At 44.1% G+C, this 14,598-nt stretch carries 17 protein-coding genes; 14 read left to right on the forward strand and 3 right to left on the reverse strand.

From position 1 onward, the window contains the following. Nucleotides 1-33: 33 nt before the first annotated feature. From rhtB to R7Z47_RS22035, 7 genes are all read left to right on the forward strand, one after another. A complete protein-coding gene (gene rhtB, locus R7Z47_RS22005) occupies nt 34-651 on the forward strand; it encodes a homoserine/homoserine lactone efflux protein (protein WP_225474225.1) in 618 nt (205 codons plus the stop codon). Nucleotides 652-675: 24 nt separating this feature from the next. Then, complete coding sequence (locus R7Z47_RS22010) at nt 676-1,899, forward strand: EAL and HDOD domain-containing protein (RefSeq protein ID WP_053304474.1); 1,224 nt, start codon at nt 676-678, stop codon at nt 1,897-1,899. A gap of 154 nt (nt 1,900-2,053) precedes the next feature. Further along, nucleotides 2,054-2,389, forward strand: a complete 336-nt coding sequence (locus tag R7Z47_RS22015) for a metalloregulator ArsR/SmtB family transcription factor (RefSeq protein WP_005378730.1) — start codon at nt 2,054-2,056, stop codon at nt 2,387-2,389. Nucleotides 2,390-2,431: 42 nt separating this feature from the next. Then, a complete protein-coding gene (locus tag R7Z47_RS22020) occupies nt 2,432-3,433 on the forward strand; it encodes an ArsJ-associated glyceraldehyde-3-phosphate dehydrogenase (protein WP_005383630.1) in 1,002 nt (333 codons plus the stop codon). Between the two features lie 12 nt (nt 3,434-3,445). Further along, nucleotides 3,446-3,940, forward strand: a complete 495-nt coding sequence (locus R7Z47_RS22025) for a cyclin-dependent kinase inhibitor 3 family protein (protein WP_213970094.1) — start codon at nt 3,446-3,448, stop codon at nt 3,938-3,940. Between the two features lie 254 nt (nt 3,941-4,194). Next, nucleotides 4,195-5,412 (forward strand): organoarsenical effux MFS transporter ArsJ, encoded by a 1,218-nt coding sequence (gene arsJ, locus R7Z47_RS22030; RefSeq protein WP_213901870.1) that lies wholly within the window; start codon nt 4,195-4,197, stop codon nt 5,410-5,412. Between the two features lie 283 nt (nt 5,413-5,695). Continuing rightward, entirely contained in the window at nt 5,696-6,709 is a 1,014-nt protein-coding gene (locus tag R7Z47_RS22035; protein ID WP_213901871.1) for an acyltransferase, read from the forward strand. On the opposite strand, the gene R7Z47_RS22040 is transcribed toward R7Z47_RS22035, so the two are convergent. Continuing rightward, nucleotides 6,706-7,035: a DUF2500 domain-containing protein gene (locus R7Z47_RS22040; protein ID WP_042523937.1), complete on the reverse strand. Its 330-nt coding sequence runs from the start codon at nt 7,033-7,035 to the stop codon at nt 6,706-6,708. The two genes, R7Z47_RS22035 and R7Z47_RS22040, sit on opposite strands and share 4 nt — an antisense overlap. A 328-nt stretch (nt 7,036-7,363) precedes the next feature. On the opposite strand from R7Z47_RS22040, the gene R7Z47_RS22045 reads away from it, so the two are divergent. From R7Z47_RS22045 to R7Z47_RS22060, 4 genes are all read left to right on the forward strand, one after another. Beyond that, nucleotides 7,364-7,732: a hypothetical protein gene (locus R7Z47_RS22045; RefSeq protein WP_005378717.1), complete on the forward strand. Its 369-nt coding sequence runs from the start codon at nt 7,364-7,366 to the stop codon at nt 7,730-7,732. A gap of 1,080 nt (nt 7,733-8,812) precedes the next feature. Further along, a complete protein-coding gene (locus R7Z47_RS22050) occupies nt 8,813-9,433 on the forward strand; it encodes a lysoplasmalogenase (protein ID WP_005389670.1) in 621 nt (206 codons plus the stop codon). 69 nt (nt 9,434-9,502) lie between these two features. After that, nucleotides 9,503-9,724: a YecH family metal-binding protein gene (locus tag R7Z47_RS22055; protein WP_213901872.1), complete on the forward strand. Its 222-nt coding sequence runs from the start codon at nt 9,503-9,505 to the stop codon at nt 9,722-9,724. A gap of 107 nt (nt 9,725-9,831) precedes the next feature. Then, nucleotides 9,832-10,416, forward strand: coding sequence for a YhgN family NAAT transporter (locus R7Z47_RS22060; protein WP_005389671.1), 585 nt, complete (start codon nt 9,832-9,834; stop codon nt 10,414-10,416). Between the two features lie 57 nt (nt 10,417-10,473). Here the strand turns inward: R7Z47_RS22060 and R7Z47_RS22065 are convergent, their stop codons facing one another. Further along, nucleotides 10,474-10,740, reverse strand: coding sequence for a DUF1145 domain-containing protein (locus R7Z47_RS22065; protein WP_005378704.1), 267 nt, complete (start codon nt 10,738-10,740; stop codon nt 10,474-10,476). A gap of 25 nt (nt 10,741-10,765) precedes the next feature. Next, on the reverse strand, nt 10,766-11,365 hold the full coding sequence (gene rsmD / locus R7Z47_RS22070) for a 16S rRNA (guanine(966)-N(2))-methyltransferase RsmD (protein ID WP_005378702.1): 600 nt from the start codon (nt 11,363-11,365) through the stop codon (nt 10,766-10,768). A gap of 230 nt (nt 11,366-11,595) precedes the next feature. Here rsmD and ftsY point away from each other — a divergent pair, with 230 nt between their 5' ends. The 3 genes from ftsY to ftsX are packed head-to-tail and all read left to right on the forward strand — an operon-like array spanning nt 11,596 to nt 14,477. Next, complete coding sequence (gene ftsY / locus R7Z47_RS22075) at nt 11,596-12,822, forward strand: signal recognition particle-docking protein FtsY (protein WP_005389672.1); 1,227 nt, start codon at nt 11,596-11,598, stop codon at nt 12,820-12,822. A gap of 22 nt (nt 12,823-12,844) precedes the next feature. Continuing rightward, nucleotides 12,845-13,519, forward strand: coding sequence for a cell division ATP-binding protein FtsE (ftsE, locus tag R7Z47_RS22080; protein ID WP_005378697.1), 675 nt, complete (start codon nt 12,845-12,847; stop codon nt 13,517-13,519). Further along, nucleotides 13,509-14,477 carry a permease-like cell division protein FtsX gene (gene ftsX, locus R7Z47_RS22085; RefSeq protein WP_005378695.1) on the forward strand — a complete coding sequence of 323 codons (969 nt, stop codon included), beginning with the start codon at nt 13,509-13,511 and terminating at the stop codon, nt 14,475-14,477. Before ftsE ends, ftsX begins: the two co-directional genes overlap by 11 nt. Nucleotides 14,478-14,598: the final 121 nt, after the last annotated feature.

Here is a 14,598-nt window from a genome sequence, read left to right on the forward strand (position 1 = left end):
GATGTATCATCGAAGAATTAGTGAGGAAATGCAATGGATACCCATGTCTGGTTAGCTTATGTAGTAACAGCAATCGTTTTTAGTTTGGCTCCGGGCTCTGGCACGGTGAACTCAATCAGTAATGGTTTGAGTTACGGTACCCGTAAATCACTGGGTGCCATTATTGGCTTACAAATTGGTTTAGTTATCCACATCGCGCTGGTGGGGGCGGGTATTGGTGCGCTTGTCGCGCAGTCAGAAACCGCATTTTCTGTCATTAAATGGGTTGGTGCCGCTTATCTGGTTTGGCTGGGGATTCAGAAATGGCGCGACACATCAAGCTTAGTCGCAGCTGAAAACCACAACGAGATGTCAGGCACGGCGCTGTTGTACAAGGCAGTGTTAATTAACCTCACCAACCCTAAATCGATTGTTTTTCTGGTGGCGTTGTTCCCGCAGTTTATTGACCCGGCAAAAGACCAAATCACGCAACTGTTGGTGCTTGGCGTCACTACGGTCGTGATTGATGCGTGTGTAATGTTGGGTTACACGAGCTTGGCAGCACAAATGGGACGCTTTATTCGCTCCGATAAAATCATGGGAAAAATAAACAAAGTATTCGGTTCAATGTTCATGGGTTGTGGTGCATTATTAGCAGCTGCAAAGTCATAAGCCATTTATAGGTCCTTCTTTAGCATGAATACAACGTATGTCGCTCGCCAGCCGATCTTTAACCGAAAAAGACAGACGCTGGGTTATGAATTGTTGTTTCGAGACGGGGAGAGTAACGCATACCCTTCACATATTGATTCAAATCGAGCGACATACCGACTGATCGTCGAAAACTTCCTATCACTGGGCACTAACCCAGTGATTGCCTCTTCAAGATGCTTTATTAACTTTCCTCATCAAAGCTTGGTGCGACGTTTGCCGCGCAGTTTGCCGAAAAACAAAATTGTCATCGAAGTGTTGGAAACGTGCCAACCTACGGATGAGCTTCTTGATGCGATTCGTGAGTTTTATCGAGAAGGTTACTTGATCGCTTTGGATGACTTCACCCTAACACCAGAATGGCGTCGTTTTTTGCCATATGTGCATATTGTGAAGCTCGACATTATGGCGATGGGGCTCGAAAAGGCCTGTGAACTGGTCAAAACACACCTTGCCAAACGCGTCAAATACCACTTTTTAGCAGAACGTGTTGAAACCGCAGAAGAATTTGAGCAAGCGAAAGCGGCTGGCTTTAAATTTTTCCAAGGTTATTTTTTTAGCAAGCCACTCGTCTCGCAGACTAAATACGTCAGTCCTGAGCAAGTGTTGGCATTGCAACTGTTTCGTGAAGTTTGTGCTCCTGAGCCTGACTTTACTCGTATCGAGTCCATCATTACGCAAGATGTCGCGCTTTCGTATAAATTATTGCGTTTTGTAAATACGCAAGCGCCGAATTTGGCTGTCGAAATCAGCTCTTTTCGTCAGGCATTGATTTATCTTGGCCAGGATAACCTTAAGCAGTTTGTCTCTTTGGTTGTGGCATCGTATATCTCCAGTAACAAACCTCGAGAGCTGTATCACCTTTCATTGCAACGAGCTCAATTTTGCCAATTGATGTCGCGCTATCAGCCATTCTCTCATCTCAACGAACAAGGTTTCATGGTTGGTTTGCTGTCGATTCTAGATGCGTTGCTGGATCTTTCGGTGGAATCTTTAGTTAGGCAGTTACCGCTTAGTCATTCAGTACAACAAGCGCTATTACATCGCAAAGGGGTTTATGGTGCACTTATTTCCCTTGAAGAGTGCTACGAGCGTGCCGATTGGTCAGGGGTTGAAAAAATCACGATGCAATTGGGGTTGCCTTTAGAGGAAGTGAAGCTCTCCTTAGGTGAAGCGGTTCGCTGGAGTCAAAGCATCGCGACTGCATAATTTCGTGTCTTATCTTTTATCTCTTTGAATCTCTCTCTTTACAATCAAGCTGTTCGTTAGATGTGAAACTTTTATGACGATGGACGGTTTCCTCTTGACGATATATCTTAATTAAATAAACATATACGCATATCCATATATAGGTATGTTCATTATGCTTCCACATCAGTTTTTTAAGCTGTTATCCGATGAAACACGCGTACGTTGTTTAATGCTCGTGGCCCGTGAAGGTGAAACTTGCGTTGGTGATTTGGCGTTTGCTCTGCAAGAGAGCCAGCCGAAAGTTTCTCGTCATCTTGCTCAGTTACGGTCCAGTGGCATCTTGGTGGATAAACGCCAAGGGCAATGGGTGTATTACGAGTTATCACAGCAATTGCCAGGTTGGATGCGAAAGTTAATTGAAGACTTAGTGGCATCAAACTGTTTGAAGCAGGAATACCAAGACGACATCACACGCTTACACGATAAAAGTCGTGAGGCTTGCTGTTAACAGCGAATAGAGATTCAAGGTAGAAGATTAGAGGGTAAAACTATGACAATTAAAGTAGGAATTAATGGCTTTGGCCGAATTGGTCGCTTAGCGCTGCGAGCGGCATTTGATTGGCCAGAATTGGAGTTTGTGTTAATCAACGATGTCGCAGGTGACGCCGCTACGCTTGGTCACTTATTAGAATTCGATTCAGTGCAAGGTCGTTGGCATCATGGAGTTCAGGTCGAAGGCAGTGAGCTCGTCATCAACGGCAAGCGTGTCGCCACGACTCAACAACGCGATATCGATGCGGTGAACTGGTCTGATTGTGATGTTGTGATTGAAGCGACAGGCGTACATCGCAAAACATCATTCCTAAACAAATACCTAGAGCAAGGCGTGAAACGTGTCGTGGTAAGCGCACCTGTGAAAGAAGAAGGTATTGCGAACATTGTGGTGGGCGTGAACGACCATATTTTCGACCCTGAAAAACATCGTATCGTGACAGCAGCTTCGTGTACGACTAACTGTATCGCACCTGTGGTTAAAGTCATTCATGAGAAATTGGGTATCGAACAATCTTCTTTTACGACCATTCACGACCTGACGAATACGCAAACTATTTTGGATGCGCCACACAAAGATCTACGCCGTGCAAGAGCATGCGGCATGAGCCTTATCCCGACCACGACGGGGAGCGCGAAGGCGATTGTCGAAATTTTCCCAGAATTAAAAGACAAAATTAATGGTCATGCGGTTCGCGTACCTCTAGCAAACGCATCGTTAACAGACATCATTTTTGATGTGAAGCGTGATACCACAGCAGAAGAAGTGAATGCACTGTTAAAAGAAGCATCTGAAGGTGATTTGAAAGGCATCCTTGGCTTCGAAGAGCGTCCTTTAGTTTCTATCGATTATAAAGGCGACCAACGTTCAACCATCGTTGATGCGCAATCAACCATGGTTGTGGGTTCTCGTATGGTTAAGATTTACGCTTGGTACGATAACGAAATGGGTTATGCAACGCGCACAGCAGAGCTGGTTCGTAACGTTGGTTTGGCTTAAAAGGGGGTCACAATGTCTCATCCTACATGGCAATTAGATTTGGACTCCGGTGCTTTAATCTTAACACCGTGCCCAGGAACGAAAGGTGTCGATTTGCATGCGTCGTTAGAACAGTTGAAAGAGCAGGGTGTTCAAGCGGTCGTTACTGCATTAGATGATAGTGAATTAGCTGCGAAGAATGTCTCTGCATTGGGTGAAGCCACTCAGCAACTGGGTATGAAATGGTTCCAGATCGAGATTGAAGACGACTGCGCACCAAATGAAGAATTTGCGACGAAGTGGCAACAAGCCAGTCCGGAACTGCACGCGATTCTTGCTCAAGGTGGCAAAGTTGCGATGCATTGCATGGGTGGTTCGGGGCGCACAGGTTTGTTCGCTGCTCACCTACTCCTAGAAAAGGAATGGCAGTTAGAAGATATCGTGCGAGAAGTGCAGGCATTGCGCCCTGGTGCATTTACAAAACCTGTGCAAGTTGAGTACATCGAACGCGTGGCTCAAGACACTTGATCAGCTTAAATAGCTTTTGGTTCATTATGATCCAAAAGCTAAATTCGAGCTTCTTCAGGATACGACTGTTTACAAAAAATGCCATTAACATTAACTAATCAATTGTTTTTAAAATGTATTTTGCTTTTTATTGATGTTGGGGCATTTTTTGAAAATCACAGTAACATTGTATTGGTCAATGTTGCTGTACAGGTTAGGAAGCATTTAGAACATGATGATCTAAATGCTTCTATCGCTGTACATATGAGGTCAATATGATTTCTCAATTAAGCAAAAGTATTCGTCAGTACATGTTAGTGACGTTTAACTATTGGAACTTTACGGTGACCGATGGCGCACTGCGTATGCTAGTGGTGCTCTATTTTCATGACTTAGGTTATTCCACGTTAGCTATTGCCTCACTGTTCCTTTTCTATGAATTTTTTGGTGTGGTGACAAACCTGGTTGGTGGTTGGCTGGGCGCAAGGTTAGGCCTTAATAAAACCATGAACATTGGTTTAGCGATGCAAGTGTTTGCGTTGTTGATGCTCGCAGTACCAAATGCATGGCTGACCATTCCTTGGGTGATGGCAGCGCAAGCTCTGTCGGGGATTGCCAAAGATCTGAACAAAATGAGTGCTAAGAGCGCGATTAAAACGCTAGTACCAGACGAGCAGCAAGGGGCGCTCTACAAATGGGTAGCGATTTTAACTGGCTCGAAGAATGCACTCAAAGGAGCGGGCTTTTTTGTTGGTGGCTTGCTGCTATCTTGGGTGGGTTTTCAAAACTCGATGTTTATTATGGCGGGTGTACTTACATTAGTGTTTGTTTGCAGCATGATCTGGCTAGAAGCGGACATGGGTAAAGCTAAGAGTCAACCTAAGTTTCGCCAAATATTCTCCAAGTCTGAATCGATAAACATTTTATCCGCAGCACGCATGTTCTTGTTTGGTGCTCGTGATGTGTGGTTTGTCGTTGCTCTGCCTATTTATCTTGGTAGCGTGTTTGGCTGGGATCACTTGTGGGTTGGTAGCTTTCTCGCTACGTGGGTCATTGCTTATGGGTTTGTGCAAGGCTTTGCGCCGCGTATTACTGGCAAAGCGCAAGGTCGTGTGCCTGATGGTAGTGCAGCATTGGTGTGGGCAGGAGTCCTAGCGTTAATTACGGCTGGTATTGCTTATGGTGTGCAAATCGGTTGGCAGCCTGAATTGGTGATTGTGGTAGGTTTGATGATTTTTGGCGCTGTGTTTGCCATTAACTCTTCGCTGCACTCGTACTTGATAGTGAGCTACGCTAAAGGCGATGGCGTCTCGTTGGATGTTGGTTTTTACTACATGGCCAATGCGATGGGACGCTTGATTGGCACGGTATTATCGGGTTGGATCTACCAAGAGGCTGGTCTTGCAGCGTGCTTATGGGTTTCTTTTGCTTTCTTGGCACTGACGACGCTGATTTCAATTAAGTTGCCAAAAGCTGATGTTGCTACTGCGTAACTATCCCCAGTATCGCTATCTGTCGATGGTATAAATGGCTCCAAATCGGAGCCATTTTTGTTTCTTATGCGCCGTTTGCTGTAATCAGATTGTGTCGGTTTGGCATCGAGAGTGAATACTGATGCTTGGTTTTTGGTTCTCGTTAAGTGATTAGAGTGGTGATGAAATCCCCGTTGTAGGTCATTGTTGAGTTAAAAATAAGCAAAAACAGATTGTTAACCATTTCACTGGTTGAGATTTACCCTATGCTATAAACGATAAGCGACTCAAAGTAGGGAAAGGTATGAGAGAAAGGGTTCTGTTTTTTGATTTATTGCGCTGCTTCGCAGCGGTAGCAGTGATCGCCATTCACGTCTTGGCACCGTATCGAAATGAGTTAGGAGTGATTCCATTTGACCAATGGCTGACAGCGGTAGGCGTGAATAGCGTAACCCGCTGGGCAGTGCCAGTTTTTATTTTGATCACCGGAGCGCTAATGCTCAGTGACACTCGACCATTTGACGGTAAGTATTATATCAAAAGGCGTTTGGGCAAAGTTTTAGTTCCATTTCTTATTTGGTCGATGTTTTATGCATACCTTTCAGGTTGGACTTCTCAAGGCTTTGATTTTGAAACCGTAAAAGAGGTATTAAGCAATAGCCCATTCCACGCAACGTATTACCATCTCGGCTTTTTCTATTACTTTATACCACTGTATTTTGTGATTCCGCTGTTTCAATGGATGGTACGCAACGTGGATGACAACGTCTTGTATACCTATCTCGCATTTTGGCTTTTCACCAGCACACTGTTCTTGTTCAAGATTGATGGCCCTTGGAGTAATCAGATGTGGCTTTATATGGGTTACCTTCCACTGGGGTATGTTTTATTTCAAAAGGTACCTTCGAATCGCTCTATGGTGACCTTATTTGTTGGGCTAGGACTCGTGGCGTTGGCAGTGACCTTTACGATGGTTGTGACAAATAGCTTAGAGGCGGAGAAGTATACGGTTGGGCGCTGGCTCTCTTATAAAACACTGAATGTGATTCTAGCGGCTTCGATGATTTTTATGATCGGGCGTTACTTCGGTGAAGGCTTATCACCAAAAGTACAAAAAGTGGTTAGTGTGATCAGTCAGCACAGCTTAGGGATTTACTTACTTCACCCTATTTTCTTATGGCCGATGAAAGAGTTCGGTTGGTACACAGGACATCCTGCGTGGGTGATTCCAGTCTGGATCGTTCTAAGTGGAGCTGGAGCCTTGGCGATGAGCTATCTCTTTTCTCGTTCTGCCAAGACTCGTTGGTTACTGCCTTAACGTTTGATAGCGAAGTGAAGGAACTTGCTGCCGCGATAGGTCAGTGTTCCCTTATCTCCAGGGTTGAGTGCATGGTAGTAATGCACTCCAATTTGGAATTCACGCTTTGGACCGATAGAACCACGTTGAACGTAAATCCAATACTCTTGATCGTCTTGACCTGGTGGTGCGTTTGGTATGTCTATCGCTTGTTTATCTAAAACCGTTACCTGCGCGCTTTGCTCTGGAGCGTCTTCGCCCACATAGTGCTTACTATAAAAACGGAAAAACACCCACGCGCCCAAGGCAATAAGGGCGAATAGGGCGACAATAAGTGAGATTGGCATATTAACCTCCAATGTTTTATCGGGTCCCATTCTACAGAACTCGCTGACGAAACGATGAGTTGAGGTAACTTATTCATAATCTAATGAAAGGGACATGAAATTTATTCGGCGCACTTCACGGTTTATCTCAATGGGGACGCGATGAAATCGTCGCTTCATCTGCAAGCGAAGTCACTAAAGCTGAACGAAGCGGCTTTCACTTGTGAGGCTATATGAGCTCAAGGGCACAAATTGAAAGTAAAATTGCACTTAACGGCTCGAAAAAGCTCTAAATTTATAGAAGAATAAAAATAATGAACATAGGAAGGGTCTGGTAAGGAGGGTTACGATGTCAGATATTGAAAAAGTAGTCATGCGTACCCGAACGATCGAAAAACTTTTGCGTACTCAGTACCATGCAGAAGGGAAAGGGTTGCACCAACTTATTAATAGTTGTGAAGAACGTTTACCGCATGACGTGATAGCAAAGCTTCGATTCATCGCAACCGTGCGTAACAAAGTGGTGCACGAAGACGATTACAAGCTGGATGATCGTAAAGGCTTTATGGCGGCATGTGATGCTTGTGAAAAAGAGCTGACACCAAGAAGCTCTCGCTTTATTTGGCGTACAGCAATTTTGCTAATGACGTTGATTACGCTGGCCGCTCTTGGTTTCTACTATATGCACTGGGATATTTTGTCTAAGCACATTCAGTAGAGCTATACAGATAAATAAAAAAGGACGCATTTGCGTCCTTTTTTATTTTAAATCATTGGGTTAGTACATCATTGGCAGTGTCATTAAACCCACAACCACTGCAATCATAACCAGCCCTTGTTTTTGAGAAGATGAAATCATAACACTACCCCTTAATCTTTGATGAACTCGATGAATTTAATATAGCACTGTTTTTGGGGTTTGATCAACATATGCTCGTTAATCTTTTCAAAAACCACACTTAACTTGTCTGGTTTTACGTGATTCTGACTAATGAAACTATGTTTTTTGTCCTGTATTTAAAGTGTTCACATTGTTTTGTTTTTATCCTTTATTGTTTTAACTATTTGATTTTATAATGTTAAATGGTTTGTGGTGTTGGCTTTGTAATTGTTTTTTGTTTCGAATGGTATGTTGGGTCTTTATTTTGTCTGTATTTCTCAAAAATTGAGAAAATTAAAAAATGTGCTATGAGGTTACATCGTCAAATCGAAAGCATGGAGTGAGATTTTCTTACCTTATGAGAAAATATGGGCTTCAAAAGTGTTTAGTGATTTTATGGTTTATGAAGTCCGCACTTTTATCTGTTATTGAAATTATGATTTTATTTATCATTGACTTACTTTTCTTGTCTGATATTTTTTTACTGAATTAAGGTCAGTTTTCTTAGTTTTTACCCCTAATCATCAGTAGTTCCTCCTCTCTTAGAGCGCTACTAAGACTATTTTCTATTTTGTGTCTGTTATTTATTCTTGTTGCCTGCATTGCATACATCCTGGTGGTTTAATCGTCAGTTTGTGAAATGGCGGCTTACCTGGAGCACTTATCTGTTTTTCAGTTAAATAGTTTTAGAAAGCGCTGGTTATTGTGTCGTGTGATTTGATGGGTTCGGCTGATGAGCAAAGCTTGGCCCCAATGTTTAGTGGCATCATTCAGGCTCATCGGCTTTATTATTACGTAGGCTGAGGGTTACAAAATGTTTCGAATCGCTAGCGAGATCCAACTTTCGTAGATTGTGTCTTTACATCAAAACTGGTCTACCTAGACTAGCGGCGAGTTTAAGTAAAAGGTGTATACTGCATGTGGAGTTGGCTGGCGATAGGGCTATCAGGTGTGTATTCCGTGTTGGGAGCAAAGCAAGCTAACCCGACACAATCCCTCGTGTTTAAAATCTTTACTCTGCTACTTCTTCTTGTGTTGGTGTTAACTCAAGGTGCATCCGCAACATATACCTACTGGATTGCGGGTGGGCTTATTGTGTCTATGGTGGCAGATACGCTGCACTCGTTTAAAACTCGTAAGCTAATCTATTTTACGGCTTATCTGGTTGCCCAGGTATGCTACAGCAAGTCATTTTGGGTGCAGCTTAATGGTGAGATTGTCTGGTGGCTGTTGGCCCTGCTGCTTGCAGCGAGTATCGTGGCGTTCTTTTTGTTGCTACCTCAACTCGACTCTCTGGTATTCCCCGTTGTGATCATGGGGATGATGCTGGTTCAACTTGCTTGGGCAGCCGGTGAAGTTTGGTTACAAGTGCCGAGTTACGCCAATGCTATCGGCTTTAGCGGAACCTTAGTTCTCATCTATTCGGCGCTGGCATACGCGATACACGGTTATCGAAAACCGATGAAACACGCCTATTTGTGGGTGAGTGGTAGTTACTTTTTTGCTCATGCCCTCATTGTTGCCTCAATCATTTACTAATTTAAGTCAAAGCAGCTCTTGAGGATTTCAGTAAACTGAACGCATTGTTCTTAATAACTGGAGTCAATAATGAGTGAAATCCATGCTCACGAGCTGCTAAACCTACTTACAGAAACGCCAATGGATCGCGAAGCCCTCACACAGCACTTTGGCGCTAGCGTTCGCTTTCACACCTGTAAACTGAATGATCTAGACTTAGATGCATTACTAGCATTTTTGCTCAAGCGCGACAAAATTCGTGAGCTTGAAGGTAAGTTTGTGGTCAATATGGCGCGAGTTTGTAATCACTAAAACGGCGGCTAAGATCGAGGGTGAATATGGTGTTTTCGCCCTCAGTCATATACTCATGTTGTCAGTTTGCTATACACTGGCCGCCATTTTTTAGGTGAGGCCAGAATATGGACATTCTTTCTGCAGCGACCATGCTGTTTCTAATCATGGACCCTCTCGGTAACTTGCCGATTGTGTTGTCTATTCTCAAGCATATCGATCCCAAGCGTCGTCGTAAGGTATTGATTCGTGAACTACTGTTTGCCTTACTGATCTTGATGCTATTTCTCTTTGCAGGACAAAGCATCTTAAGTTTTTTGCATGTCCAGCCAGAAACGCTCAGCATTTCAGGTGGCATTATTCTCTTCATTATTGCGATTAAGATGATTTTCCCGAGTGCTGGCAGCATTACTGGACTGGCAGCAGGCGAGGAGCCCTTTATTGTTCCGATGGCCATTCCTATGATCGCGGGCCCTTCAGTGATTGCAGCCTTGCTTTTACTGTCTTCGCAACATCCAGAGAAAATGTTGGAAATGTCAGCATCAGTCGTAATTGCGTGGGGCGCAACATTTTTTATACTGATGTTTTATGGCTTCTTTAATCGCTTGTTGGGTGAACGTGGCTTGAAGGCGGTAGAACGCTTAATGGGCTTGTTACTGGTGATGATCTCCACTCAAATGTTCTTGGATGGTGTAAAAAGTTACATTGGGTGACGAACGAAACGCAGAAAAAAAGCCGCTCACAAGAGCGGCTTTTTCGTATCTGAGCGATTACATCATGTGTTTACGACGAATATCGAGTAGGGCAAAAATACCAAAAATCAGGATTGAATATTTTTCCCAACTGCTCATTTTTATTTTGTCGCCAAATGCACCAATGAAGATGGCCATTTGTAAACCGTGCATGATGAACAAAAAAGCGGTCATGATGTATAGCGCAATCGCGGCATTGCCGGGAAAGGGCATAAAAATATTTAGGATTAATACTAACCAAACAAAGGCGATAGCCGCTTTGGCCAGCATAATTAGTGCTTTCATTTAAGTATCCTTTTAAATCGAGGCGTTATGCGGAGGTACGTTCGTACAGACGATAGCTCACTTGGCCTGCTGTTTTTTCTCGATGTAATTGCCAGTTTTCTGGTAAGTCGGCAATATTGAGTTCTTTTTCTGTTTCAATATAAATCATCGCATCTTCCGCGAGCCAGCCATTTTGTTCTAGCAGAGCCACGGTCTCATCCAATAGACCTTTGCGAAACGGTGGGTCAATAAACACCACATGGTGAGCAGAACCCGGTTGCTTCAAAAAACTCAGTGCGTCGGTATTTACCACTTGGATGTTGTTCGCGTTAAGAGAGGCAACATTCTTTTGTAACTGTTGGAAAGCTTGTGGGTTTAGCTCAACCATGGTCACTTGCTCTGCTTGGCGCGAAGCTGACTCAAATCCCAAGCCGCCAGAGCCAGCAAACAAGTCGAGACATTTTGCCTGTGGTACATCTTGAGCTAACCAGTTAAACAGCGTTTCTTTGACGCGATCTGTCGTGGGGCGTAAGCCTTCAGCATCGTGTACAGGAAGTTTTCTGCCTCTCCATAAGCCACTAATAATGCGAACAAAGCCCGTTGTTGGCTTTTTTTGTGATGAGTTTTGCTGGCGACGTCTTACCATAGATTTTTTGACCGCTAATAAAGTGATACTATATCTAATCGCCCAAGCAATGAGCTTGGAGCTTGGATACAGCCCAGAATATTCAAGATGACAGAGTGTAACACTAATAAGATTAGAATTACCTAATCGGAAAGTTTTCAGAACTTTGTCATTAGCCTTTTTTAGACAGATAATAATCTTGTCAAAAAAGAGTCATTAATAGATAAAAGAACAATCTAGGATAGCCCCAGATGACGGAAAAAAAGAAGCGCGGATTACTTTCGTGGCTAGGTTTTGGTGACGAAGAACAAAGCCCAAAACCAAAAACTGAAGAAACAGTAAAAGAAGAAGCAGTGGAAGCGCCTTCTGAAGAGCAGCAAACCGAAGCGGTTGCTGAGCAAGCGGAAGCAACACCAGAACTTGAAGAAGAAGAGAAACAATCAGAGGCTGCCCCAGCAGAAGCAGAAGCAGAAGCAGAAGCAGAAGCAGAAGCAGAAGCAGAAGAGCCAGAAGTCGTATCGGCCGCGCCTCGTGTTCAAGAACAAGAAAAGCCAACAGAAAGCTTTTTTGCTCGTCTTAAACGCAGCCTAAGCCGAACAAAAGCAAATATTGGTGCTGGCTTCTTCGGTCTGTTCAGCGGTAAGAAAATCGATGAAGACTTATTTGAAGAGCTAGAAGAGCAACTGCTTATTGCTGATGTGGGCATGAATACCACAACAAAAATCATCAACAACCTGACAGAAAAAGCCACACGTGGCGATCTGAAAGACGGCGAAGCCCTTTATGGTTTGTTGAAAGAAGAAATGGCTGAGATTCTTTCTAAAGTCGAACAGCCACTAGAAATCGATAGCAACAAAACGCCTTACGTCATCTTGATGGTGGGTGTAAATGGCGTGGGTAAAACCACGACCATCGGTAAGCTAGCGAAGCAGTTCCAAACTCAAGGCAAAAAAGTGATGCTTGCAGCGGGCGATACTTTCCGTGCCGCAGCGGTTGAGCAGCTACAAGTGTGGGGTGAGCGTAATAATGTTCCTGTGATTGCTCAACATACTGGCGCAGACAGTGCCTCTGTTATCTATGATGCGATTGAAGCGGCAAAAGCACGTGGTGTGGATGTCGTGATTGCTGATACAGCAGGTCGTCTACAGAACAAAGCGAACCTAATGGAAGAGCTGCGTAAGATTGTACGTGTGATGAAGAAAATTGATGACTCTGCACCACATGAGATCATGCTAACGCTTGACGCAGGTACAGGACAAAATGCCATTAGCCAAGCGAAACTTTTCAGTGATGTTGCCCCTCTAACCGGGATTACTTTGACTAAGCTGGATGGTACAGCCAAGGGCGGCGTAATTTTCGCTATTGCTGATCAGTTCGGTATTCCAATTCGTTACATTGGTGTGGGTGAAGGTATCGAAGACTTGCGTCCATTTGAAACTCAAGAGTTTATTGACGCACTGTTTAGTCGTGAAGAATAAAAAGAGTTAGAGGAAATCAACGGTGATCAAATTTCAGCAAGTAAGCAAAGCTTACCGAGGTGGTCGACAAGCACTGCAAAAAGTCGATTTTCACCTGAGGCGCGGTGAAATGGCGTTTTTAGGCGGACATTCCGGGGCTGGTAAAAGTACCTTGCTGAAATTGATCTGCGCGATAGAGCGACCAACCGATGGCAAAATCCATTTTAATGGCCACGACATCACGCGTATTCCAGGCAAAGACATCCCTTTTTTGCGCCGCAATATTGGGATTGTTTTTCAAGATCATCGCCTATTGATGGATCGCAGTGTGTACGACAATGTCGCTCTACCAATGCGTATCGAATCGATTTCTGAAAACGAAATCAAACGCCGTGTTTCTGCGGCGTTAGATAAAACGGGCTTACTCGATAAAGCTCGTTGTCTACCTAGTCAACTTTCTGGTGGTGAACAACAGCGCGTCGGTATTGCCCGTGCTGTGGTTAATCGACCAACGTTGCTGGTGGCTGATGAGCCTACGGGTAACCTTGACCCAGAATTATCCAACCGTGTGTTGCGTCTATTCGAAGAATTTAACCGTGCGGGCGTGACTATACTACTTGCCACGCACGATGTGGGGTTAGTAAACACTCGCCCACAGTATCGTCATTTTGAATTGAACCAAGGCTTCCTAAGTGAGGTAGAAGACTATGGCAGGTAACAAGCACTCCCAAAAGAAGGGGAAAGGCCGCAGTGCCAAGCGTGCGAATACCGATGGTTTTTTCTCTGTCCACGCAAAACAAGCTAAATCCTCTTTTAGCGCCTTATGGCAACGACCACTAGGCAACATTCTGACCCTAGCGGTCATCTCCATGGCACTTGCCATGCCAGCTTGTTTGTATCTATTGGGGAAAAACGTTGCGGGGGCAGCGGAAGATGTCGCTTCTCCTTCACAAGTTAGTGCTTACTTAGTTGAAGGCATGCCGGATGCGCGAGTGATGGTTCTCAAAGATCAAATTGAAACTTGGCCTTTGGTAAAAGAGGTAGAATATATTTCACCGCAACAAGGTCTATCTGATTTAAGCCAATATGCAGGGTTCGACCAAGCTATCAGTCTTTTAAGTGGCTATGCGCTACCTGGTGTGTTGGTGATTACGCCAGATTCGGAGCTAAAAAGTGATATTCAGTCATTAGCCAAAGACGTTCGAGAGCAACAAGATGTGACCGACGTGAGACTTGACGAAGACTGGCTGGCGCGTCTTGATGCCATCAAAACTCTCGCGAGTATTATTGTCATTACCCTGACAGTACTGATGCTCGGTGCGGTATTTTTAATCGTTGGCAATACATTGCGATTTAATGTGCTGGCGAATAAAGAAGAGATTCAAACCATGAAACTGATCGGTGCGACGGACAGTTTTATTCTGCGCCCTTACTTGTACACAGGCATGTGGTTTGGCGTGTTAGGTGCCACTATTGCGTGGTTGGTAACGGCTTTAGTGACCATTGTCATGAATAGTGCGGTGGAAGACCTTGCTGCGTTGTACGATAGCCAGTTCCGCCTGATTGGTCTAAGTTGGGATGAATCTTTGTTATTAATCATCATTGGGAGTCTTTTGGGATGTATTGCGGCGCGTTTTTCTGCGCAACGACATTTAAAAGAAATTGAACCAGTTTAAGTGATGGCGGTCTTATTACTTGGATTTCATTAGCACTAGCTAATTTTGAACCCTTGCTTAGACCAAATGTTTATGGATAATTGCTTCCCCTTCTTGAAACTTGTTCATTTTGAGTTCAAGA

Origin of the sequence: Vibrio sp. 1641 (assembly GCF_033339995.1) — a bacterium.
GTDB classification, from domain to species: Bacteria; Pseudomonadota; Gammaproteobacteria; order Enterobacterales; family Vibrionaceae; genus Vibrio; species Vibrio alginolyticus.